This window comes from Marinifilum fragile JCM 15579, assembly GCF_001310955.1.
Lineage (GTDB): Bacteria > Bacteroidota > Bacteroidia > Bacteroidales > Marinifilaceae > Marinifilum > Marinifilum fragile.
Genome location: NZ_BAZX01000013.1, coordinates 89,391 through 114,558 on the forward strand (window position 1 = coordinate 89,391; position 25,168 = coordinate 114,558).

Genomic DNA, 25,168 nt, shown 5'->3' on the forward strand with positions numbered 1-25,168 from the left:
TCTGTGTAAGTATTGTTATATATTAACAATAATTTTTTAGGTCAGGAGTAAAAAAAGTTTAGGATTAATCGTGGTTCGAACCACGATGTAGTGTGTGTGTTAGGTAATTTCTTAAAAGTTTTAATAGCAGGTGTGTTTTTAACCACGATTTGGTGTGCTTTTTTTAATCAGAAGATTAAAATTTTTAAGCTACATCGTGCTTTTACCCACGGTAAAGGTGTCTCGAGCCATGAAATTCATACTTCGAAGCTTGAATTTGATATCTCTTTTTAAAATTAGAGTGCTTTAATGCTCGATTTTGATGCTTCGATTCCTGAATTTTATGAATCTATCTAAGAGAATAGGACCAAAAACATGAAAAATCAATTCCATATTAATGATTAAGTGGGTTTTATATAAAAAGAGACTCTCCATTTGGAGAGCCCCTGCTGAATATTTAAAAGAAAATATCTATTGAATTGTTTTCTTCTCTTCCTTATAGCCATCATTATGAACCGCATTTACGGCACGTCCTGAAGGATCTGCATTGTTCTGGAAAGATTCGTCCCATGCCAATGCTTCGGCAGTACTACAGGCTATCGATGGTACTGAAGGTACACATGCTGCTGCCGTATCTGAAGGGAAATGCTCTGCAAAAATCACTCTGTAGTAATACTCTTCCTTCGACATTGGTGGATTAACAGGGAATCGATAAGCTGCATTCTTCAATTGCTCATCGCTAATTTCATTCTCTGCAATATCACGTAAGGTATCAATCCAGTTGTATCCAACACCATCAGAAAATTGTTCTTTCTGTCTCCAAGCCACTTCTTCTGGCAAGTAATCTTCAAATGTTTTACGGATTATCCATTTCTCCATTTTTCCATCCTTGGCCATTTTATCCTCAGGATTAATTCTCATGGCAATGTCAAGGAATTCTTTATCAAGGAAAGGAACACGACTTTCTACACCCCACGAAGCCATTGACTTGTTGGAACGTAAACAATCGTACAAATGAAGTTTGCTTAGTTTACGAAGCGTTTCGGTATGGAATTCCTTTGCATTAGGTGCTTTGTGGAAATACAGGTATCCACCAAACATCTCATCAGCACCTTCGCCCGAAAGCACCATTTTAATTCCCATCGATTTAATCACACGAGCCATCATGTACATAGGAGTTGAGGCACGAACGGTGGTTACGTCATAGGTCTCCAAATGATAGATTACATCACGAACCGCATCCAAACCTTCCTGAACGGTAAATGTAATTTCGTGATGAACCGTTCCGATATGGTCTGCCACCTTACGTGAGGCAGCCAAATCCGGCGATCCTTCTAATCCAATAGCAAAAGAGTGCAACTGTGGATACCATGCATCTTGCTGATCACCAGATTCTACACGCTTGGAAGCATATTTCTTGGCAATGGCCGAAATAACCGAAGAATCTAATCCTCCCGAAAGAAGAACACCATATGGTACATCAGACATCAACTGACGGTGAACTGCATCTTCCAGTCCTTTGCGAAGGGCTGCCATATCAGTTTCGTTGTCTTTCACTTTCTCATAGTCCATCCAGTCGCGCTGGTACCATTCTTTAACTTCACCATCCTTGCTGTACAAGAATTTACCTGGCAAGAATTCTTCAATCTTATTGCAATAGCCTTCTAATGCTTTCAATTCAGAAGCTACATAGTAATTGCCATGCTGATCCCAACCCTGGTACAATGGAATAATTCCCATATGATCGCGACCAATCAAATAACAATCCTTCTCTTTATCGTACAAGGCAAATGCGAATATTCCATTCAAATCATCAATAAAATCAATCCCTTTTTGCTTGTACAATGCCAAAATCACTTCGCAATCAGACTTGGTCAAGAACTCATAGGATCCGTTCATCTGATTTCGAATGTCCATGTGATTATAGATTTCACCATTAACAGCCAAGATCAAATTACCATCTTTGCTGTAAAGGGGTTGTCCTCCCGATTGAGGATCTACAATCGATAGTCTCTCGTGCGATAAAATCGCTTTTTCATCACAAAATATACCTGACCAATCGGGACCTCTGTGACGAATTTTTTTGGACATTTCCAGTACCTGAGGGCGCAATTTCTGTGCATCCACCTTCAAGTCGAATACTGCTACGAATCCACACATAAAAATTTAGTTTAATAGTTACTTAAAAGTCGCCAAATGGGGATTTGACGACTGGTTAATTTTGATATACTATTTGAAAATACAACTTTATTATTAGAATACCTTGTAAAATTTATGCGTTATCGTTTGCGAATGATTAAAATCTACTAGTATGCCCTTATTGAGAAGGTGTGAGGGTGGGAAAATGTAGTTTTTCAAATTGATTTGAATGTAAAAAAAAGGACACTTTTTACAGTGTCCTGGGTGCTTAATTCTTTTTCAATTTGTTATCCAAAAATAATTTCAGATTATCAATATCGAGTCGCTTTGCTATAATTTTTTTGTCTTTATCGAGCAAGTACATGGTTGGTGTACTATATACATCATAGAAAATTCTGAAGTTGGTTTGAAATTCAGGATCATAACAATTGATAAAATCATAAATGTCGTAATCGTGAATGGCATTTTCCCACAATTCCTTCTGATCTTGAGTACAAACTGCAAATACTTTTAGGCCTTTGTCTTGGTATTTGTCTAAGATTTCTGTTTTCAATTTAGGAGTAACCTTCTTGCAGTGTCCGCAATCAGGTTCCCAAAAATAAAGTACTGTTAGTGGGGCCTCAACCTCGTGTAGTCTTACAAATTCGCCTTCAGGAGTTTGCATTAGCAAATCCTGCGATTTCATTCCAATTAGATTGAACTGAGTTTTGATAACCCTTTCTCTAATATTTGCCATTAGGGTAGAATCAGCATGTGGCTTGTCCACTTAAATAGTATTTCTTTGCCAGGTTTACAAAAGCAGCATCCATACCCATTACCTTACTCTTTACTGCGTAGTTTAAGGCATATTGAGTTAAATACTGGAAAAAAGTTGTGTCTGGACGTGCATTTTCAATCAATTTTACTGACTCCTTTACAATGGAATCAGGACTTTGAACGAGTATTTTTTCGTAAAAGAAATCCAGCTTCTTTTTTAATATTGGCGTTCTTAGGTACCTGTTATCAGTAAGGTTTACATGATCAAAGTAATGATCTTTATTGTATAAATAGGATTTGCGTTGAATTACTTTGTCACGATCAGGTGTATTTTCCGGAACTTCACTCTTGAAATCAGGAATTTTAGGAGACAAAGTAAACTGAGCAAATTTCTGGACAAATGAATTTTCTGGGAATTCAGACTTTAACTTTTCGATGTAAGCTCGTACTTCAATATCAGTATTTTTAAACTGCTTTCTGAAGTTCTCCTTTTCAGCATCGTTGGCTGCTTTTGTGTATGCTTCCTGTATGGCTTTCGACTTTTCATTCTGGGACTTCATAAACTTCTGAAAGTTGTGAAATCCATCAGTTTCTTTGGATCCCTCAACCGATATACTTCCAATAAAATCTTTTGGATCGGCCGAAATTGAGAATTCCTGATCTTCGCCGATCAACAAATCAAAGTATTTTTGACTTGGCAAATAAATTACATAGATGCCTTGATCTAGAACCTTGTTTTTGGAGAATTTACCCTTACCATTAACCAATTGTGTTGTGTCATCGGCAAAAATTCTACCATCGAAATAATGGGCCAGGTATGCTGTGGAATCATTACAGTTTAGTAATTGTACTGAGATATCGTATTTCTGAGCATTTAAATTAGTGGCTATAAATGTGCAGAAAATCAGTACACAAAGAGAATTGAATATGTTTTTCATTTGTAAATATCTATTGATAATTATAAAGTCAGCGAAAATTACAAAACTTTTTCAAGTGAATGGATATTTTTATTGACTTAAAAGTTTAACGATATCTTAAAAGAAATGTTAGGTGATTGTGTTGGTAAGTTTAATTTACTTGTAGTTTAGACCTTATTACCATTTGACTGATCCAGACTTTAAAAAGGAAAACCTGCCAGAAAACTCTGACAGGCTTAAATTTATTACCCAGCGTTAAAACTAGTGAGCAATTGTTTCCTTTTTTAGGATTTTATCCCAAATATCTTCTTCTTTCAGTTTTTTGGTACAGAAAAACCAATCGTAGCATTTTACATCTTCGTCAGTATTTTCCATTCTGTCTTTAGCCACACCACATGATCCTGCAGGTGGCACTATGACTTCATCTCCTGGTTTCCAATCAGCAGGAGTGGCAACAGAAAACTTATCCGCAGTTTGCAATGCTATGAGCACTCTGTAAATTTCATCAAAATTACGGCCAAGGCTTAGTGGGTAATAAATTATGGTTCGGATAATGCCATGAGGATCAATAAAAAAAACAGCTCTAACAGCCTTGGTGTTGTCTTCACCTGGTTGGATCATTCCATATTTGTTGGCCACCTCCATTTTGATATCTTCAATTAGCGGGAACTGTACCTCTATGTCCTTCATTCCTTTGTATTCAATTTTTTCCTTAATGGTTCTCAGCCAGGCAATGTGGCTATACAATCCATCTACCGATAGTCCGACCAAATCACAGTTGGCTTGATTGAATTGGTTTTCCATTTTTGCAAAGGTCATGAATTCAGAAGTGCAAACCGGAGTAAAATCTGCTGGATGACTAAATAGAATTACCCATCTACCTCTGTAATCATCTGGAAAGTGTATGTCGCCTTGAGTTGTAACAGCTCTAAATTCAGGTGCTTTATCTCCAATTCTTGGCATGTTAACAGTTTTAAGTTCTGTATGTTCGTTCATATTCTAAGCTTTTGATGTTTATTGGTTTGAGTTGATTTTGAATATGTTTTTCTCCAAGAGAAAACAATGCGTCTCATGATTCGAAACATCAGGGAATACAGATTAAGGTAATGATCTGCTGAAGTATATTAAAGTTAGTTCATTGACATATGGATGTCAATAGTTAGGTAGGTGTAATTACTTAATTTTAAATAAGTTTTAATTAAAGGCAAGTGTTCTTAAATACTATTTTTTTACATGAACTTGGTCTATATCCAGCCAGTTCAATGCTTCTTCTTCAGTATAAAATACTTTGGCATTTTGAATTCGTACCTGAATTTCGAAAAGCATAGCCATAGGAGTGTCGTAACTGTGGCTAACCAGAATAGCACATTTATTTAGGATTGGACTGTACTTTTCATACTCGTCAATATAGTCGTCTAAATCTTTAATATTCAAAAGAACTTTGGCCCGGGTAAAATCAGAAATCACATTGTAGGATTCATTAAATAATTCATCCTTTCGCGTGCTCAAGGTATGTTGAATTAAGTCATTCCATTTGAAATAACCATAGTAGTATTCCTTGATGAGTTTTAAATCAGGAAATATTTCGTATTTGAACTTCATACCTTAGCTTTTAATTAAAGATAGAAAGATCAATCTTTCCTAGCAAAAAAGATTTACTGATGGTTGGTTTCCAAACTTATATTTTTCTGTTTTTTAGGATCTGTTGGAGAATAATGTCTGGTTAGCCATTTGCTCAATCCATCCATTCCAGGGAAAAGAACTCGTTCGTTAATGTTTACCTGGTCTAGTTTGTCACGAATTTCCCATTTCATATCAGCTGGAATTCGTATCCTGAAATACAATTCTGGTTTATCCATCAACCATGAATCTAGTATTGAACTTGAATGTGACATGAAGGTAAATATTCCATATTGATTTACAATTCGATCATCCAATGAGGGAGGTTCAAATGCTACTACAAAATCACTTTTCTCATTCGACAATTCCCTTAAATCCTGATAAAGTTCGTGCAACATTTCAATGGTAAAACTGTTGGAACCAATTTGATTGAGCTTGTTTTGTAATTGTTCCGGCAAGTAATTCTTAAGGTTTTCATAGTTAAGCGCCCAAATTACACCGTCGTGATTGTATTTTTCGATTTCGGCGGTTGCAAAATGCAAAGCTACATAAGGAGAGTAGGTCCAATCTAATAATCGAGTTGGTAAACCATGATGCTGAGCCAGGGCCAACCATTCCCAATCTAATTTGTTATTGATATCAGGGCGAAAAGAATACTTTTTAAAATTTCTTAAAAGATGAAACTCCAATTCTTTAACGGGACCTTTCAAACGAATCAATGAAGTTTTTAGTTGATAGTCAAAATTTGATAGCCCTCTGTATATATAAGGGGATCTTATTCTGTTTATCTTGTGATTATAAGAATCGGTAAAGAGAACCTCTTGCAGTTCGGACCAAGAAGTAGGAACAATTTCTTTCTTCAATTCCATAGAATAGATTGTTAGTGATTTTACTACTTAAAATTGGGAATAATGATTAACATTTAAGTAATGAAAACCTTAATTTTTTGCATAAAAAAAGTTACTTCGATGTGAAGTAACTTTTTATTAATCTTTATTAAGCAGCTTAATACTAATTATTTTGTACTACAGCATCAATCTCAATGCTTCCAGCATCCGTAATGTTACCTATAGTTACTGCAATATTTTCTACTTCTTTTTTATTGTAGCCTTCAATAGGTTCAACTGCTAACTTATATGTTCCAGCTTCCAGGCCTTTGATTAGGAATTCCCCATTTTCCTCAGCTATTGTTGATATGGTATCCAACCCGATTACAGCATGAATTGTTGGAAGTGCTTCAGCAGGAGAGATGGTTCCACTAATAGCTCCTGTAGTGGCTTCATTAAAAGTTCTGATTACTGGTTTTAATTTATAAGTGCCATTACCGGTTGTAACAATTGAACGAGCCGCATCAAAGTCTATCCAAAGTTTGTATTCGATACCAGCAATAAAATCATCGTGAATCTGGAATTTCAAACCAGAAGTTTGAGCAGAAGGAGTATCTAAATCGTGTTCTACACCATCTACAACAATTGTGTTATTTTCGCCAAGAATCAATCTCATCTGAGAAACTTTACCACTAGGCATATCCTGATCAACCAAAAGTGTATCAATACCATTATTGAATTCAAGTAAATCATAAACCCCAGGTTTTAACAAGTTCATTTCTTGCCATCCATTTTCTTCACTTTCATCAGAAGAAGAATGAATTTGTATTGCTTGAATATCAATATTTACTTTATCAAATTGAGCAGGGGCATCTGTTAGTCTAATTTTAACCGGGGTTGTTGATTTCGTATCATCATCTGAGCATTGCACGAAAATCATGGCAACAATTAGCAGTGATAGAAAACTTAACGGTTTTAAAACTTTCATAGTATGTGTATTTATTTGTTAATAATATAGAAAATACAAACGATGAAAACATGAATTTGTTTCATCGTTGTATAATCAGAAATGCCAATATATATGCCAGTTTTAAGCCATAAACATACAATTGATGGATTATCAGTCTACTGTATTAGTCAGTAAAAATTATTCCTTGTGTTTAAGAAATGTAGAAATTGGGGAAAACTTCCCATAATTGTCCATTTTTTCTACAAATTTGGGGTATTCTTTTTACCTATGATTCTGTTGTAAGTAATGTATGTAGTAAGTAAATCACAAAGAATACCCCGTATCGTTTTATTTTCTTTCGTATTTGCAGCAAGAATGAAGCTTGTTATACACTTCATCTTTTGCCTTTACCTTTTCGGTGTCATATCCAACTTTAGCAATGGCTTTGTGAATTGCATCCAAGCTGGTTTTTTCAGTATCAAAACTTACTTTTATCATTTTGGTTTTCTTGTCCCAATCAGCCATTGTAACTCCTTCAACTGATTTTGCTGCAGTTTCAATTGTCTTTTCACACATTCCACAGTTTCCAAAAACTTTAAATGTAACTTGTTTATTTTCTGCATGTGCCGAGTATGAAAGACTTAGCATTGCAACGATACCTACTAATAATAAAAATTTCTTCTTCATTTTGTTCTAATTTAAATTTGACTTGTTTATTTATTTTTAATGTTGATGTCCCTGGTGTATTGATTTTGGTTCTTCTTTGATTAAAGTATCGGTTACTTCTCCGCAATGAAGCATCATATCTCCAAAATATGGATTCATGATTTGCTGCTCTAAACTTAACCAATAAGCCCCTGTATCATTGTCGGCCATTGGACAATATTGTATGTATAACTTCTCCGCTCCAGTTCCCAGTGATTTCAAGCTTGCAATTAATGCTTCATTAAATGGTTTGAATGCTTTTCGTTGCTCTTCCATGTTTTCATTTTTGAGAATATCAGCTAAATGAACATGAAGCAATTCATATTTTTCTGTCCAGAACTTCATGGCTTTTCCTTTAAGGTCAAGGTTGGAAGGCTTCATTTGCATTAAGGCTTTCATCACAGCTTTAGCTGCCTGACTGGTTTCTGTAGCCTTTGTTTCTACCATGGCTTCTTTCATTGTCAGATATGATTGTAGCAAATCTTTCAACTTCGCATTGAATGTCTCTGTTGCATATTGCTGAAGATTTGGAGTTCCAGGCTCACTTTCTGGGCGATTCATCATGCTATATTTGTTGTTCAGTTGTGCTGCAGCGTCAATGGTAAAGGTACCTTTGCTAACTACCTCTTCACCTTCTTCAAGTCCTTCCTTAAGGATATAGGATTCTCCCAATGATTCGCCAAGCTCAACATCGCGCATTTCAAAACCCCCGTCAACTTTAACATAGACAACAGATCGTTTACCCGTCCACATTACTGCCGATTTTGGAACAATCAATTCGCTTCCTTTATGTTTCATGTCTGCATAAATAATTCCATTAGCAAACATTTCTGGTTTTAAAAGAAGATCTAGGTTGTTAACTTCTGTTCTAACTTTTAGAATTCGCTTCTTTGCATCGATTACCGGATCAATATAGGTTATTGTGGAATTGAAGGTCTTTGAAGGAAAAGCCGAAATGGTGAATTCTATTTCATTGCCTTTTTGAATGAATGGCAAATCCTTTTCATAGGCATCAAAAACGATCCATACTTTTTGCAAATCAGCAATTTCAAATAGTTTACTCCCACCTTTTGCATATGCTCCTTCTGCTACATTTCGCTTGATAACATAGCCTGTTACATCGGCTTTAATCTCAAAATACTCTTGAATTTTCCCACTACTTTTGATTTGTTCAACTTCTTTTGTAGTAAGCTTCCAGAATTTAAGTTTTTGCTCTGCTGCTTTCACCAATTCAGGATAAGTATCCTTGGTTTTTAAAGCTTGAATCAGTTCTTCCTGGGCACTAATTAATTTAGGTGCATATACTTTTGCAAGTGTTTGACCTTTTCTCACCTTTTCACCTTCGAAGTTCACGAATAGCTTTTCAATTCTTCCATCAAAGTGAATTGCCTGTGAGCTGATTCTTCTCTCATCAATGCTAACTTTTCCATTCAAGTGAATTTCTTTACTGCTTTTACCGCTTTCTACTTTTGTGGTTTGTACATTGGCCAACTTAATGGCATCTGGATTCATTTCGATTACGGCAGGAGAGGAGTTTCCACCTGATTTGTCCAATGGAATTAAATCCATTCCACAAATTGGACAATCACCTTCATTGGGTTGTTGAATTTGTGGATGCATGGAGCAGGTCCAAACTGTAGCTTCAGCAGCACTACCTTCCTCCGCATGTTGATGTCCTTCATGTGAATGATTGCTTTCGGTTTTTCCTCCAAAAATCAACCATCCCAATAGCAATCCGACAAGTAGGACAATTAATTTTTGTTGCCAGTTGGTTGATATGTATTCTAGTATATTTTTCATTGTGCTTTATTTTTAGTCATAAGACAGAACTATTCGAATTCTCAAGACTTTAGTTTGCATCTAAATATTTAAACTGTGCCAAGCTTTTCTGTACTTGAATCTGTGCTTCAATTTGCTTCTGTTCATAAATCCAGATTTTTTGCTGCATATTCAGAACTTCTTCATAGCGCTTCACAGAACTTTCGTAGCTACTTGACAGGATCTCAAAAGATTGCTTTGCTTTGGTAAGCAGATTTTCATATAAAGCAACATCTCTGCTTCCAGTTCTATACTGTTCCAATGCTTGCTGTTTCTCAAGTTTTAATTGATTGAGTTCAGAAGTTTTCTTTTCCTGAAACTCCTGTTGTTTCAATTGATTGACTTTGATGGCAGCTTTGTATTTCTTTCGAAAGATTGGAATGCTTACAATAAGCATAGGCATTATTGCATCCTGACCATTGTGTGCTACATCCATATCATTTCGTTTGGATAGAATTGCATAATCCAATCCTAACCCAAATTTAGGCATAGCGTTAAGTTTCGATGCTTTCTCACCAAATTGAGACGCTTGTATCATTTGTTCCCAACTGTTAATTCTATTGTGATTGGCAAATTGCAAATCCTCATTAGGTAATGTGCTTGATAGCAAGAAAGAATTGTCCTCTGGAGTATTCACTTGCATGTTAAGATCCCGATTAAGGAGTTTGTTGAAAGCAGTCTGTTGTGTAAAACGCTTATCGTTGAACAGTTCCACTTTTGAAATCAATTCTTCTTTTAGCATTTGGATATACAATACATTTACCATGTCAGTTTGATCACTTTCATAACGTTTTAAGCCTTGCTTTTCCAATAAATCCAAGACCTCAACTCTTTTTTGCGTGAAGTGTATCTTCTGATCAGTTAAGATTAAATCCAACCAAGAGTTGGTGACATTCAATTCCAGTTTTGAGCGAGCATCTAGATAATTCAAATAGATAGCATGGGCCTGCAAACTGGCTTGTTGTTCTTTTGCACCCAAAGTTCCGAACCATGGAAACATTTGCGAAATTGACAGCTTAGCCTTCTGAGCTCCTACACGTGTCTCTATAGGTTGAATAAAAACACCCGCAGAGAAAGTTGGATCAGGCAAAGCTTTTACTTGTGGAATCTGTTCCAATGCTTGTTGGTATTTCAGATCCATGGCTTTTAAATCAGGGTTGTTTGCAATTGCATATTCAATATGGTATTGCAAGTCTGACTTACTTTCTTGTGCAAATAACTTGGTACCAGTCAGCAGTACCACTACGGTTATTAATAAAAATCTCATACCAAACCCCCTTTCTTCAGTTGGAATTCTTTGTACATGGCATATAGTGTAGGAACAACAAATAGTGTTATCAATTCAATTGTCATACCTCCGAAAGCTGGTATTGCCATAGGTATCATTACATCCGATCCTCTACCGGTAGAAGTTAATATTGGAAGTAAAGCCAAGAGGGTAGTGGCAGTTGTCATCAAGCAGGGACGTATACGTTTTGAACCTGCCTCGATTACCGATTGCCTGATTTCTTCCTTTGTTTTTGGCTTGTTCTTTTCAAATACCTGTTCAAGATAGGAAGCCATAATAACACCATCATCGGTAGCTATACCAAAAAGGGCTATAAATCCAACCCACACTGCAACCGACAAATAGACGGGATGTATCTGGAACAGTTCCTGTAAATTGATGCCAAGTACAGAAAAGTTCAGAAACCAATCTTGTCCGTAAAACCAGATCATGATAAAACCACCTGCAAATGCAACTGCAATACCACTAAATACCATTAATGTGGGAGCAATACTTCTAAACTGGAAATACAAAATCAAGAAGATGATTACCAATACAATTGGAATAACAATTCCCAATCGTTTTTCTGCGCGAATCTGATTTTCGTAATTGCCAGTAAACTTATAGCTTACACCAGCAGGTACTTTCAAATCACCACTTTCTATTTTATCTGCCAGATAAGACTGAGCAGCTTCTACAATGTCAACTTCAGAATATCCTTCCTCTTTATCAAAAATTACATATCCTACCTGAAAAGTATTTTCGCTTTTAATTACTTGTGGACCTTGTACATATTCTATGGTTGCCAGATCCTCCAAAGGAATAGATTTGCCTAAACTTGTTGGAATTAGAATTTTCTTCAATAGATCAGGATCATTCCTCAATTCACGCGGATATCTTACCCGAATCGGGTAGCGTTCTCTTCCTTCAACCGAACTCGTTAAAGTCATTCCGCCAACTGCAACCGATAAGTGTTTCTGCACATCTTCCACCTGTAAGCCAAAACGAGCAATAGCCTTTCGATCAATTCTGATTTCTAGATAAGGTTTTCCAATCATTCGTTCGGCAAAAACAGAAGCATCATTAACCCCTGGTATATCTTTCACCAATTTTTCAAGCTGTAAACCAAAATGTTCTATTTGTTTAAGGTTATTACCAGAAACTTTAATACCAATTGGTGCTCGCATTCCTGTTTGCAACATCACCAATCGAGTTTCTATTGGTTGTAATTTTGGAGCTGATGTAACACCAGGTATTTTGGTGGCATTTACAATTTCCTGCCAGATGTCATCTGGTGATTTGATATGATCTCGCCATTGACGGTAAAATTCTCCGAACTCATCAGGAATTAATTCACCATTCTCATCCTTAAGGAAGTTGCCATCATCATCAACGGCAAAGCGGATTTTTTTACCATACTTATCGGTTTTGTATTCGCTTTTGTAATTGATGACATTTTCATACATGGAAATAGGAGCAGGATCTAAGGCTGATTCCACACGACCCAATTTCCCAACGACCATATCTATTTCTGGAATATTGGCAACTGCCATATCCAATCGCTTTAACACACGTTTATTCTCTTCTATTCCTGCATGTGGCATAGATGTTGGCATCAAAAGGAATGATCCTTCATCCAAAGCAGGCATAAATTCTTTTCCGATGCCAGGATACTTGTGGTACATGCTCTTCCATGTTGAAGTGGAAGTAATGTTAATTCCCACTTTATCCAATCCACGAGCTACAAAGCCAAAGGTATTTCCAAATCCCAGCCAAATAATGACTCCCCACAAAATAAGAAGTGCTGGAACAGATAGAAACAGGAATTTAAAACGCAAGGCCCAGGATAAAATTCGCTGATAGTAGCGCATGAATAACAGAAATACGACTAGTAATAGTGTAATACTAAGAACTACAAACAAGAAATTCGAAGCCATTGAGTTGGATGCTCCCAAAGGCAACCATTCTCTAGCCAGAAGGAATGAAACAGTCAATGCAATTACAAGCAGATTGGCCTGAAATAAGTACTTTTGATATTTCTTGTAGAATTGCGCAGCAAGGTTGATTCCTCCCAAAACTACCAAGGTAATTCCAATCCAGGCTGATGAGGCAAAGATTATATATATTCCAATCAGGATCAGCAATCCATTAAGGGCAATTTTTATTCTTCTCTTTTCCGTTTTAATGGCGAATAGCAATGTGCCATGGCAGGCAGAATAATTATTGCAACCACCAGTGCCCCAAACAGCACAAATGTTTTGGTAAAAGCCAATGGTCTGAAGAGTTTTCCCTCTGCTGCTTCCATGGTAAATACCGGAATGAAACTGATAATGGTAGTTAATACCGCTGTGATCACAGCAGGTGCAACTTCTGTTGTTGCTTCGTATATTACCTGTTTGAGATTTTTATCGGGATTCTTCATTTCTAGATGTCGAATCATATTTTCTGACAATACAATTCCCACATCTACAATTGTACCAATGGCAATGGCTATCCCCGAAAGGGCAACAATATTGGCATCTACATTAAAGTAGCGCATTGCAATAAAGGTCATTAATACAGCTATGGGAATTAAGGCCGAGATTAAAATACTTGCCCTTAAATTCATAACCATAATGATGATCACAATAATTGTAATGATGATCTCCAGTGTCAATGCATCTTCCAGAGTTCCTAAAGTTTCATAGATCAACTGAGTTCTGTCGTAGAATGGCACAACCGTTAATTTGGAAATGGTACCATCAGCTAGTTCCTTTTCAGGCAATCCAACGGAAAGCTCTTCAATCTTGTCTTTTACATTGTTAATAACCTCTAAAGGATTTGCACCATATCGTGCTACTACAACTCCACCAACCACTTCGGCACCCATTTTATCTATAATACCTCTGCGGTCCGATGGGCCATAACTTACTTTGGCAACGTCTTGAATACGAACCGGTGTATTGTCTGTCATTTTAACAACCGCCTCTTCCAAGTCTGCCAATTGCTTTACATAGCCAATTCCACGCACAAAATATTCGGCCTGATTAATTTCTATGGTTCGGGCACCGATATCAAGATTGGATTTCTTCACAGCATTCATCACCTGCATAAGGTTGACCCCATGTGCTTGCATGGCTGCAGGATCAACATCTACCTGGTATTCTTTTACAAATCCACCAATAGATGCAACTTCAGAAACCCCTTTGGCAGAGGCCAAGGCATATTTTACCTGAAAATCTTGAATGCTTCTCAATTCCTGAAGGTCCCAACCTCCGGTTACTTCACCTTCGGGAGTTCGACCTTCCAATGTGTACCAAAAAATCTGCCCCAGAGCAGTAGCATCAGGACCGAGTGTTGGTTGAACACCATCAGGCAAAAGATTTTGCGGCAGAGAGTTCAATTTTTCTAGAATTCTCGACCTGCTCCAATAGAATTCAATCCCTTCGTCAAAAATGATGTAGATACTGGAAAATCCAAACATGGAGGAAGAACGTATGGTTTTCACCCCAGGAATCCCAAGTAATGATGTTGTTAAAGGATAGGTAATCTGATCCTCTATATCTTGTGGAGAGCGACCCATCCACTTTGTAAAAACAATTTGCTGATTCTCTCCAATATCAGGAATGGCATCAACCGCCACCGGATCTTTGGGCAGAAAATCGATCTTCCAGGGGAATGGCGATGTAATCAGTCCCCAGGCAATGCATACAACCAATAATATGGTTGTAATCAGTTTGTTCTCTAGAAAGAACTTAATGATTTTGTTAAGCATATCTTCTTGTAGTTTAACCACAAAGGAAGTTCAAAGAAAGCCTTAAATACACACAAAGGAGAATACAAAGTATTGAGTACTTTGTGATACTTAATGCTGCACTTTGGTATCCTTTGAGGTAAAAAATAATTTATTTATCACAAAGAATACAACTACAAAATCATAAACGAAATACCTGATTCAATATGCATAAATCAGGCAAGGGAGGAGGAAAAAATTCTTCGATTGTAAATGAATTTGTTGAAACTTCTGTTCTTACAAATTGTAGCAATACAGGAATACTTGCATATAGCAAATCCATCTGTGCAACATCGTCTAATTCAAAAGAAGAAGCCAAATAATCAGCTTCAACCTTTATGATTTCAGAAGATTTATCGCAACATCCACAAGGAGTTTCGCAACAAGAATCCGCTTCAACAAAAATAGCAGTAGAGAAAAGTTCTCCACCAGAATAATGCTTGTTAATGCTTACTCCAGCTGTTGAGATCAGCAGGAGAAAAACCAAAATGATATGTCCAAGTTTTTTTGATAGCATACAATTAATCGCATTATTTAATACAAAGCTAGTTTAATTTACAAATAACAAAAGAAAAATTTATACTCTTAACAAAGGATTAACTTTTAACCGCATATTCCCATTGGCTGGATTTCTTTTGATTCGAAAACGTTTGAATGTTAAATAAGCTTAAACGATCTCATTTTTTGAGACGATGTTGAAGAATAATAAAGGATAATAATTAAAATTGTTGACCATCCCACTCAAAATAGTTTAAAGTACACACAAATTTTAAAGTATGGAAAAATTAAAAGCACTTGTCAAATGGACAAGATTGGGCTTATTGGGTCTATTTGTAATTGCAGTAGGAATAGAGCTAAGTTTGGGAATTTTAGTAAGTTATTACGAATTTGAAGCTCCAATTCTGATACCAGGAAATGAAAGGTTTTGGTTTAATCTCGTAGGTGTAGCAATAATTTTGCTTGAATTGGTAGCTGGGTGGGCCTTGTATCGAAGCAAGATAAAATACATTCAAGTTCTTGATCAATTAGATGAGAAATTGAAAATATTTGGTAGAATTTATTCCTTACAATTGCTTTTGGTTTGTGCTGGAGGAATAACTGCATTATTTTCATTTGAGATAACCCATGATATCCTATGGTATTTGCCTTGGTTGATTTGTATGTATGTGATTGGAAAAAACTTTCCGTTCAATCTTAATCTTTTTCATGCCATGGGAATTGTAGAAGAAGAGGAAAGAAAACTATTCTATAAAGGGTAAATTATCGACTTCCTTATTTATTTCATTGTTCATTTGTGTAATTATCTTGTAGGTATTACTCCCTTTCAGGTTTGAATTAATTGATAATTCATCATTTATAATTCATCATTCTTAATTGTTTGTATTACTTTTGCAGCCAATTTAATACAAAAAGCTGTGGAAACTTTTAAGGAACTAGGTGTAAATAAGAACATTGTTAAGGGATTAAACGAATTGGGAATTGTTAATCCTACTCAAATACAATCAGAAGTAATTAAGGTATTGTTGAATGCGGATACCGATTTAATTGGTCAGGCGCAAACGGGTACTGGTAAAACCGCTGCTTATGGTGTACCATTATTACATCGTGTGAACCCTAAGGTTGAAAAAGTACAAGGATTAATTCTTTGTCCAACGCGTGAACTTGGTTTACAGATCGCCAAACAGTTGTTTAAGTTTACAAAACATAGCGAGAAGACGTTCACAGAATGCATATATGGTGGAGCACCAATCGAAAAGCAGATTGCTAACTTGCGTCGTCCAACACATATAATTGTAGCTACACCAGGTCGTTTAATCGAATTGGTAAAGAAGAAGGCAGTTGATTTGACCCATGTAAAAACAGTAATTTTAGATGAGGCTGACGAAATGCTAAGCATGGGTTTCAAAGATCAATTGAATGAAATTTTGACTTACCTTTCGAGAGTAGAGAACAAATGGTTGTTTTCGGCTACCATGCCTGATGGGATTAAACAGATCATCAAACGACACATTTCAAAATCGGCTCATCGCATTCAGATCAGTGGAAAGAATGTGGTGAATAAGAATATCAAGCATCAATTTGTATTGTGCGATGATCATGAGAAATTATCAGTATTGATGCAATTCTTAAAATCGGATACCAAAGCCAGAGGTGTTGTATTCTGCAAAACCAAAGAAGCAGCTCAGAAACTGAATCAGCAGTTGCAATCGCAAAAAGTGAAAGTGGATGCCATTCATGGAGATCTAAAACAGATTGAGCGTAACAAGGTAATGCGTGCTTTTAAAAATGAGAAATTAAGAGTTTTGGTGGCAACCGATTTGGCCGCACGGGGTATTGATATTGAAGGACTGGCATTTGTAGTACATTATCAGTTACCTGATAAAGAAGAGTATTACACTCACCGAAGCGGAAGAACTGCTCGTGCCGGAAAAGAGGGAGTTTCTTTATCATTGGTAAACCACAAGGAGATGAAGAGCCTGCGTTATTTCCAGAAAGCATTGAATATTGGTTTTAGCCAGATTCGTGCAAAACGTTAATAAAACCATGAATATTTAATTTATTCATGTAACAATAATTATTGGTGATGATACGTATTGCGTATCAGATAATCATATAAAAACCTCACTGAAATATAATTTTCAGTGAGGTTTTCTTTTATAGGATGTACATTAATCATCAATAATGATTTGAACAAAAAAGCTGCCTCAAAATGATATTGAGACAGCTTTCGATGAATCTACTTAATTATTAACGTTTGATTAATTTCTTGGTTTCACTGTTCCTTTCATCTTCAAGGATGATAAGGTATGTACCTGAAACAAGATCAGACACATTTACTTCAGTAGTGTTAGATACTACCGGAATTATTTTGATTAGATTACCATGCATACCTACAATTTTAATCTTACCTCCAGCACTTCTGGTTTCGATTTTTACGTAATCACGTGCTGGGTTAGGGCTTAATATTAGAAGATCAGTTGGAGCTTCGTTACCCAGAGGATCTGAAATTGTAAGATTGGTCAACTTAGCGGAAGAAGAAGTATTTGTAATGTTAACGGTGTAATCTTCTACTTCACCATAGCTAAATGTTTCGCAAGGATCCGCTGCAGAGTTGTATTTCATGGTCACACGCATTCGGGTGTTCCCAAGACTTGCATCGCTAGGAACCATAAATGTTCCTGATAAAGTTCCGCTACTGCTAGATGATCCACTTACCATTAATTCGTTGGAATCGAATGTGCCATTTTGATTAAAATCGATCCACACGTGCCAGAATTCTGTATAAGTGGTACTGCGGAAACCAGCACTAAAGTAAATGGTTTGAGAACTACCAGGAACCAAATCAGTGCTCAGGTTTGTATAATCGGCATAACCACCATCGTTTCCTGTGCTGTTATTGATATTTCCCAATTGAACCAAATCGATCCATTCGTAGCTCGAATTGTTTCCTTTAGAGGAACAATAGTTCAGGCTGGCAGCATTTGTAGTTAAATTATAGGTGCTTGAATAGTCGCTTGAACCGAAACTGTTATTGGCTCTTAGTCTGTATTCATAGGTAGTTGATGCATTTGCACCAGTATAATCGTAACTTGTAGATGTTGTGTTGAATGAACTCCAATTTCCGCCTTGCTCCCTGATATCGATATCGTAAGAGCTGGCAGTAGAAACTGCATTCCAATTGATTGTAAAAGAATTGGTCGTAATGTTGCTGGCCGTAATTCCATCAGGAGTTGGAGGAGGATTTTGACTGGCTGCCTGAATATTTACCGTATAATCCTCAACTTCGCCATAAGAGAAAGACTCGCAAGCGGTTTGAGAAGCATTGTATTTCATGCTCACACGCATTCTGGTTGTTCCCGAAACGCTTGAAGGAATGGTAATGGAACCAGTTACAGTAGTTTTGCTCAAGGAACCGGCATCAAAGGCCAACTCATCGGAATCATTAAACGTACCATCCTGATCGTAATCAATCCATATTTTCCAATACTCATTGTATGAAGATCCTGAGAAAGCAGGACTCAAGGAAATATTATACTGATCGCCTGCATTCAAATCAACAGTCAATGATGTGAAATCTGTATAATTGGCTGCTCCCGATGTATTATTGAAAGTTCCAATGGTCACATCCGAAATCCACTCGTAAGTGGAGTTGTTGCCTTGAGAATCACAATATACCAACTGAACGTCAGAGGTGGTAGTAGAAGCGATTGCAGAATAATCACTACTTCCGGTATCGTTGTTCGAACGAACTTGATACTCATATACAGTAGAAGCCTGTAGGTTTGTTATGTTCTGACTGAGGTTACTGGTATTGTAATTGACCCAGCTTCCGCCTTGCGGACGAACCTGTACATCGTAATCATTCGCATAATTGGCAGCATCCCAACTTAGGCTAAATGAATTGGAGGTAATGTTGCTCACTGCGATATTTGCAGGAACATCTGGTAGAGGAGGCAAGGCAGAGGTGCTTACATTGCCAATGGATGTATAATCACTATTGCCGGCACTGTTAACGGCTCTTACCTGGAATTCATAAGTGGTTTCGGCGGTAGCTCCCGTGTACGAATAAGCATTGCTTGATGAAGTATAATTACTCCAAATTCCGCCACTTTCTCTTATCTGAATATCATATGAACTTGCTCCTGAGCTTGCATCCCAGTTAAGATCAAACGAAGTAGCTTTTACGTTACTTGCTACAAGACCAGTTGGAGTTGCAGGAGGGTTGCCGTCGGAAAGAGCTGCAAAAGCATTCATTCGCCCACTTCCCAATTTACCTATGAAAGTAGGAATGGTAGCATCGATATTGTCAGCAGTGCTCATCAATTTGTTGCGCACCTCTTGAGGAGTGATGTTGCCATAGTATTTTGAAACAATTAATGCCGCAACCCCTGAAACGTGAGGGCAAGCCATTGAAGTTCCCTGCATCACACCATATTGGTTATTCGGTAGTGTTGAATGAACAGCAGTCGGATCGGTGTTTGATGAAATTAACTCACCACCCGGAGCCGCAATATCCACCCAAGTGTCGTAATTGGAATACCATGCTTTCTCGTCTTTGCAATTTACTGCACCAACAGCCAAAGCACTTTCATAACATCCCGGATACCATAAACCAGAGTCATCATCATTACCTGCTGCAATAACCACCAAGCCTCCATTCATTGCTTCACCAGGACCACCTGCATTGGCAATAAAATAATCGATCGCATCCAGCACAGCCTGATCGTAAACACCTTTATTGCTATATCCCCAACTGTTTTGAGAGATTACAGCACCATTATCAGCTGCATAAGTAAATGCTTCGGCAAATCCACCATTTGAGGTGTCGGTGAAAACATTACAAGACATCAGGCGAACCCCATTGTTGTTACCATTACCACCAGCAACACCAGCAACACCAATACCATTATTGGTTTCGGCAGCTACGGTTCCTGCTACGTGTGTTCCATGATCTCCAACCGATATGGTTCCCGTGTTGTTAGCAAAGTTGTATCCGTAAACATCATCTACATAACCATTGTTGTCATCATCAATACCGTTTCCGGCAATTTCTCCTGGGTTAACCCACATGTTTCCGGCCAAATCTTCGTGGTCCCAATCCACGCCACCATCCTCGATGGCAACAATTACATTGGGATTACCAGTTTCAATTTCCCATGCTTCCAATAAGCTGATATCAGATCCTGGTGTACCACCGTTTTGACCTGTGTTTTCATAGTGCCATTGATCTGGAAAGCGTGGATCGTTAGGGGCTGTACTCAAGCTTGGAGGACTTGCCTTTGGCAATTCGGTAGGGGAGTAATGCTGTGCGAAACCAGCTTTGCTTCAGGAATTGCCTGCGCCATCGAAATTTCAGCAATGTTACTGTATTGCGCAATCAATTGCTTGACAGGCGTGCTGGAATTGAACTCGATATCGTACCATAGGTGCAAACCAAACTTACGGTGCCTGGCCTCATGTTTACCCGCATCGCGGAAAACGCGTTTCATCTTGTAAGCTGCGAACTTTTCATTCAGCTTATCTACGGCCTTCATTTTGGTTACAACATAAGCATCCTGAGGTCGAGCTTTTAGTTGGTGACCTTTTTCAAGATTTTCTGAAAGTACATCCACTTTCGCTTGAATGGTTTCTGAGAATTTTACCCGGATAACACCTTTGTAAAGGCCTTCGGAATTAACAGCACGCTTTTGCGCAAAACCTACTTGAAAGAGCAGTAGTAGGACAATAAAAAATGTAAAATTTTTCATAGAATTAAATTTAAATTGTGATTGGTTTTCGTTGGGCAATGGTCAATTTATGATATTTTTTCGAAATGATGAAAAATATTTATTGTCTAATATGTGATTTGTTGTCGAAAAATTATAAATGAAAATTCTGTAAGCCTGATGATATAAGAGATTGGTGGGTTTGAAAAAATATTAGGTTAATGTTGAATTTTTTACAAATTGATTTTAGTATTTATAAAAAGTCATTTGGTAATCAGAAAAAGTTCGTTGGTGGTTGTTTTTGTATTTTCTGAGCCGAAATTTATAGGGTGATTAGAAATCAAGGTTAAGGAGGGTGGATTTTGTGGAATGTTAGGGTGTTATCGGTCTGAAATGCTGGGAAGATATGGTTTTTGTTGATTTACCTTTAAATATATGTTTATATATTGCGACGCATTTGTTCTGTTTTTCCTACAAATGCAATTGAACGATATGTTGTATGATTTTTTCGATGCTTTAGGGAGGATTACTTAGTTTTTAAAAAACGAATCATCCCATAAAAATGCATCGGACAGGAAGATTTTAGATCGATTTACTTTTGTAGAAGGGGATAAAATGTTGCCGATATGCCCATTGTTTTTTGCAGAAGGCTCTGCGATGAGGAATTGATATCCTTCAATTTTTAAAAATGCATTCGTCACTAAGATGATACAGTAATTTATTTTTGTAGAAGCCTATAAAATCCAGCCTATGTTCCCATTATTTTTTCACGATGCACCCTTCATGATGATTTTATACCCATCTACTTTTGTGGGAAGGGGTAAAATGGTGATAAAATGGCCTTCCTTTTTTTGCAATTCGTAGGTAGCTATGATTTGATATGCTTCAAATTTTTTAGAAGGCAAATAAATGTAGCTGGCAAATCCATTTTAGAAAAACGAAAGGGGAATTGATGGGATTTGATATACTTCTCAAAAAAACGAAGGAGGTATCAGCAGCATGTTGAATCCTATTTTATAAAAAAAGAATGAAAGCAGTTAGATCATATATGCTTTTGGAGTAAAATTGGACTTTTAAAATATGTTATGCAGCATAATGTTTTGGTGGAAGAACGGTTTGTTTAGGCTTTTTAAGTTGATTTTGATTGGCGTAACGTATTGATGTTTATTTTATTGTCTTGATAAAAATGGAAAGTCTGTTTAATTTTATATGGTGTATGTATCACATACATAATTCAACCATGACAATGTGAATCAGAGCTGTTTATTTACCCACAGGTAACCCCAAAAGTGATGAGGTTGCTTATTTTTTAATTTTAAATTAGAAGCAAATGAAAGTGGAAAAATTTAGTGCTGCACGATTCAGAAATGCAGAATTGATTTCATTGGGTGATGACAGTGTGCGTATTTGCAAGGTACACGATTGGAGTACATCACCGGTTCAAGCTCTTTATGCGAATACAGAAAGTTCGTTGAGCAAGTTTAAAACTCAGGTTAATAAGGCTTCAACAACGAGTGAAACCGCCGAGGTTCGTGAGTTGGATGCACAATTTAACCATTCGTGGCGGGCTGGTAAACTGTATTGCCAGGCCTACCTGTTAAGTCCGGTTAAAGCTGAACGCGAAGCTGCCACTGTATTGTATGATTTGGCAAAAACACATGGTATTAATCTACACAACGAAAGTTTACCGGTGCAAAATGCCAATGCTCGTTTGTATTTAAAAGATTGTGAAACGATTCAAAACGTAAAGGATGCCATTGCTGCGATTCAATTCCAGCCTTTTGTAGATCGAATCAAAACCAATCTTGACAATGTAGAGGCAGGCATCGTAAACCGTGATGAAAAAGCGAGTAGCGAACATCGCGAAATCGACATCAAGGAGTTTCGTGTGAAACTGACCAAGGATCTCAATAGCCTTTATCAGTATCTGGAACTAATGTCGGAGTTGAACGGCGAAGGCGAATTTACCGATATGCTCATGCTAATTAACGAAAGCATCCGCAAAATTGAGCATTCGATTAGCATCAGAAGCAAACAGGCGAAAGAGGAGGAGGTAGTAGAAGAATAGTTTGAAAGTAATGGATATGAAATCGCCCCACTGGATTTATTCTGGTGGGGCGAGTTTTCTATGATTTAGTTCTTTTTTATTTCTGTGTAATACCCTTATCAGTTGTATTTTTAATTACCACAATAGCCTTTTCCAATACTTCATCTTTTTGGGCTTTTATACCTTCAAGAGTTGGTTTTACCTCAATATCGGGAATAATCCCAATGCGTTGTGTTTCCCTACTATCAGGATAAAATACGCCAATGCCGGTCATGTAGCTTTTAAATTCACCTGGAATATTTAACAGGGAAACATTACCATCGGCACCTGAGGTCTGACTTCCTATTACAATTGCGTTAGGAGCAGTTTGCAGACACATGGTGGTAAATTCGGCATGGCTTTGTGTTGTTTCATTCACTAGAATTACAACTTGTCCATTGTATTTAGGACCTTCCTTACCACCACATTTTATGCTTTGAGTCCAGGTGAATTTACCTGGATAATTCAGATTGGGTATGGTAAACTTCACAAATTCCTTCGGTTTTTCATTCAGATAGTTGGAAATATCGTACATGCTTCCTCTAGGATAGTTTCTAACATCAAAAACAATGGCTTTGGTATTCATCAGGCTGTCCATCATAGCAGGAACATCCTTGCGATCCAGTATTCCCATATTTACGTATCCTATGTTGTTTTCTAGTATTTTCCATTTGGGATCATTGCTCTTTTCAGGACTGAATTTACTAAAAGGATACCTTCTGATGATTTTACAATGACTCTTTCCTTCGCGAATAAATTCAATATTAAGGGAATCGGTAGAACCGTTGAAAATGCAGTTGTATGCATTTCGTAATTTCACCGAAGCATTGGATGCATGAATGTATTTGTTCCTTTCTTGAAGAATTTTTGATATGGATTTACCATCAACTTTTGTAACGATATCACCTATTTGTAAATCATCTTCTTCAGCAAGCATTCGGTCATAAAATCCTGTAATTATTGCCTGATCATCTATGATTTTAAATCTTGCGGGTATCCATTGCAATCCAAAATACTGATTGGTGTGGCAGGTTCTTAATCCTGCATGACTGTCGTTAATCTTTACAACCAGTTCCAACATTGCCAAATGAAATTCCTCTTCCGATTGGCAGTTCGTAAACTTTGGAATCATTTCCAATAATACTTCATCCCAATTCTGATCCATCTGGTATTTGTATGGGAAAAAGTACTCAATGATGTTCCAGTATTTGAACAAGCTTAATAATCTGTACTCTTTTTTTGTCCAGTCAAAGTTGTTGTGTAAAGGTCTCATTTTTCAGTTGAATGTTCCCAACATATGGTGTAGAAGAAACATAGTAATGATCTCCCTGCGCGCGATTTTCTTCTATGAATTTTAATTTGGTACACAACTCTTTGCTAAATATTTCTTCGTTGCTAATCCAAGCGAGGTTGAAGTTCTTGTTAAAATATTGATCCGCAGGTATTGTATCTACAATGGTAATGTTTGGTACTTCCCCTAAAGAGTTGATTAGTTCTAAGTATACTTTCGATAATTCCTCTCGGTTGCCTGCTTCTTTTATTTGAGGCAGGACGGTGAACAATTGTTTGTCCCAATAAAAAGGATCCTTTCCAATATTTGGGTGATAATATTTCAAAAAGCCCCAAATCTTTGCTGTGCTTGCTAATTTTTTGGTTTCCCAAAGTCTGTTTTGTGTTTGAAAATAGGAAACAGTAAGATAGGATAACAGACCAATAATTATAATGGTCATCAGTAATCTTGATCTCTTCATGTTGTGTATAGTATTTTGTTTATGTTGAAATGATTACCTAAAACTAATAATTATTATTAGTAAATATTGTTATGGTTAAATTAAAAAAAGTTAAAAAAAGTATTTATATGTATCCTATTGGGAAATATATGTTTATACGATTGTATTTGAAATAAACATCAGTAAATAATATAAGAGTCCACCAATTGTTTTTGCAACAAATGCCAGGCGAATTGAAAGTATCGCATGCAAAATTGCCTGTTGAACTTATTTTGTTGGGGTGGTTTGGAAAGGAATCAATACCTTAGTAAGGCGTTGTGATGAAAAATAAAATATTTTGCATCAAGCGCAAGTTTTTTTGTGAATGGGTGTCTAAGCTATTAAATTCACAATCATA

At 36.9% G+C, this 25,168-nt stretch carries 20 protein-coding genes; 3 read left to right on the top strand and 17 right to left on the bottom strand.

Annotated features, from left to right (window positions below; genetic code table 11):
* Positions 1–450 precede the first annotated feature (450 nt).
* From asnB to JCM15579_RS11260, 13 genes are all read right to left on the bottom strand, one after another.
* Positions 451–2,139 (bottom strand): asparagine synthase B, encoded by a 1,689-nt coding sequence (gene asnB / locus JCM15579_RS11205; RefSeq protein WP_054720058.1) that lies wholly within the window; start codon positions 2,137–2,139, stop codon positions 451–453.
* A gap of 247 nt (positions 2,140–2,386) precedes the next feature.
* Complete coding sequence (locus JCM15579_RS11210; protein ID WP_054720060.1) at positions 2,387–2,854, bottom strand: TlpA family protein disulfide reductase; 468 nt, start codon at positions 2,852–2,854, stop codon at positions 2,387–2,389.
* A gap of 10 nt (positions 2,855–2,864) precedes the next feature.
* Positions 2,865–3,812, bottom strand: coding sequence for a DUF5106 domain-containing protein (locus JCM15579_RS11215; RefSeq protein ID WP_054720062.1), 948 nt, complete (start codon positions 3,810–3,812; stop codon positions 2,865–2,867).
* Between the two features lie 240 nt (positions 3,813–4,052).
* Positions 4,053–4,787, bottom strand: coding sequence for a peroxiredoxin (locus JCM15579_RS11220; RefSeq protein WP_054720064.1), 735 nt, complete (start codon positions 4,785–4,787; stop codon positions 4,053–4,055).
* 225 nt (positions 4,788–5,012) lie between these two features.
* The gene (locus JCM15579_RS11225; protein WP_054720067.1) at positions 5,013–5,393 is read right to left on the bottom strand and encodes a hypothetical protein; all 381 of its coding nucleotides are present in this window, start codon (positions 5,391–5,393) and stop codon (positions 5,013–5,015) included.
* Between the two features lie 53 nt (positions 5,394–5,446).
* Positions 5,447–6,280, bottom strand: coding sequence for an FRG domain-containing protein (locus JCM15579_RS11230; RefSeq protein WP_054720070.1), 834 nt, complete (start codon positions 6,278–6,280; stop codon positions 5,447–5,449).
* 142 nt (positions 6,281–6,422) lie between these two features.
* Positions 6,423–7,226, bottom strand: a complete 804-nt coding sequence (locus JCM15579_RS11235) for a DUF4382 domain-containing protein (protein WP_083464649.1) — start codon at positions 7,224–7,226, stop codon at positions 6,423–6,425.
* A gap of 309 nt (positions 7,227–7,535) precedes the next feature.
* A complete protein-coding gene (locus JCM15579_RS11240) occupies positions 7,536–7,874 on the bottom strand; it encodes a heavy-metal-associated domain-containing protein (protein ID WP_054720075.1) in 339 nt (112 codons plus the stop codon).
* Between the two features lie 36 nt (positions 7,875–7,910).
* Entirely contained in the window at positions 7,911–9,692 is a 1,782-nt protein-coding gene (locus JCM15579_RS11245) for an efflux RND transporter periplasmic adaptor subunit (RefSeq protein WP_054720078.1), read from the bottom strand.
* A 49-nt stretch (positions 9,693–9,741) separates the two neighbouring features.
* Positions 9,742–10,977, bottom strand: a complete 1,236-nt coding sequence (locus tag JCM15579_RS11250) for a TolC family protein (protein ID WP_054720081.1) — start codon at positions 10,975–10,977, stop codon at positions 9,742–9,744.
* A complete protein-coding gene (locus tag JCM15579_RS21450; protein ID WP_245625877.1) occupies positions 10,974–13,121 on the bottom strand; it encodes an efflux RND transporter permease subunit in 2,148 nt (715 codons plus the stop codon). Before JCM15579_RS21450 ends, JCM15579_RS11250 begins: the two co-directional genes overlap by 4 nt.
* A 17-nt stretch (positions 13,122–13,138) precedes the next feature.
* Positions 13,139–14,731 (bottom strand): efflux RND transporter permease subunit, encoded by a 1,593-nt coding sequence (locus JCM15579_RS21455; protein ID WP_245625878.1) that lies wholly within the window; start codon positions 14,729–14,731, stop codon positions 13,139–13,141.
* Positions 14,732–14,891: 160 nt separating this feature from the next.
* Positions 14,892–15,266: an HYC_CC_PP family protein gene (locus JCM15579_RS11260; protein WP_054720085.1), complete on the bottom strand. Its 375-nt coding sequence runs from the start codon at positions 15,264–15,266 to the stop codon at positions 14,892–14,894.
* Positions 15,267–15,525: 259 nt separating this feature from the next.
* On the opposite strand from JCM15579_RS11260, the gene JCM15579_RS11265 reads away from it, so the two are divergent.
* The gene (locus JCM15579_RS11265) at positions 15,526–16,008 is read left to right on the top strand and encodes a hypothetical protein (protein WP_054720088.1); all 483 of its coding nucleotides are present in this window, start codon (positions 15,526–15,528) and stop codon (positions 16,006–16,008) included.
* A gap of 156 nt (positions 16,009–16,164) precedes the next feature.
* Positions 16,165–17,286 carry a DEAD/DEAH box helicase gene (locus JCM15579_RS11270; protein ID WP_054720090.1) on the top strand — a complete coding sequence of 374 codons (1,122 nt, stop codon included), beginning with the start codon at positions 16,165–16,167 and terminating at the stop codon, positions 17,284–17,286.
* Positions 17,287–17,497: 211 nt separating this feature from the next.
* On the opposite strand, the gene JCM15579_RS11275 is transcribed toward JCM15579_RS11270, so the two are convergent.
* Together JCM15579_RS11275 and JCM15579_RS11280 are read right to left on the bottom strand one after the other, a co-directional pair.
* Entirely contained in the window at positions 17,498–20,512 is a 3,015-nt protein-coding gene (locus JCM15579_RS11275) for a S8 family serine peptidase (RefSeq protein ID WP_054720093.1), read from the bottom strand.
* Positions 20,509–20,997: a subtilase family N-terminal domain-containing protein gene (locus JCM15579_RS11280; protein ID WP_054720096.1), complete on the bottom strand. Its 489-nt coding sequence runs from the start codon at positions 20,995–20,997 to the stop codon at positions 20,509–20,511. The genes JCM15579_RS11275 and JCM15579_RS11280 overlap by 4 nt, the downstream gene beginning before the upstream one ends.
* Before the next feature lie 1,288 nt (positions 20,998–22,285).
* Here JCM15579_RS11280 and JCM15579_RS11285 point away from each other — a divergent pair.
* Positions 22,286–23,023, top strand: coding sequence for a DUF6261 family protein (locus tag JCM15579_RS11285; protein ID WP_054720099.1), 738 nt, complete (start codon positions 22,286–22,288; stop codon positions 23,021–23,023).
* A 76-nt stretch (positions 23,024–23,099) separates the two neighbouring features.
* Here the strand turns inward: JCM15579_RS11285 and JCM15579_RS11290 are convergent, their stop codons facing one another.
* Together JCM15579_RS11290 and JCM15579_RS11295 are read right to left on the bottom strand one after the other, a co-directional pair.
* Positions 23,100–24,314, bottom strand: coding sequence for a S41 family peptidase (locus tag JCM15579_RS11290; RefSeq protein WP_054720102.1), 1,215 nt, complete (start codon positions 24,312–24,314; stop codon positions 23,100–23,102).
* On the bottom strand, positions 24,289–24,792 hold the full coding sequence (locus JCM15579_RS11295; RefSeq protein ID WP_157471442.1) for a hypothetical protein: 504 nt from the start codon (positions 24,790–24,792) through the stop codon (positions 24,289–24,291). The genes JCM15579_RS11290 and JCM15579_RS11295 overlap by 26 nt, the downstream gene beginning before the upstream one ends.
* Between the last annotated feature and the right edge of the window lie 376 nt (positions 24,793–25,168).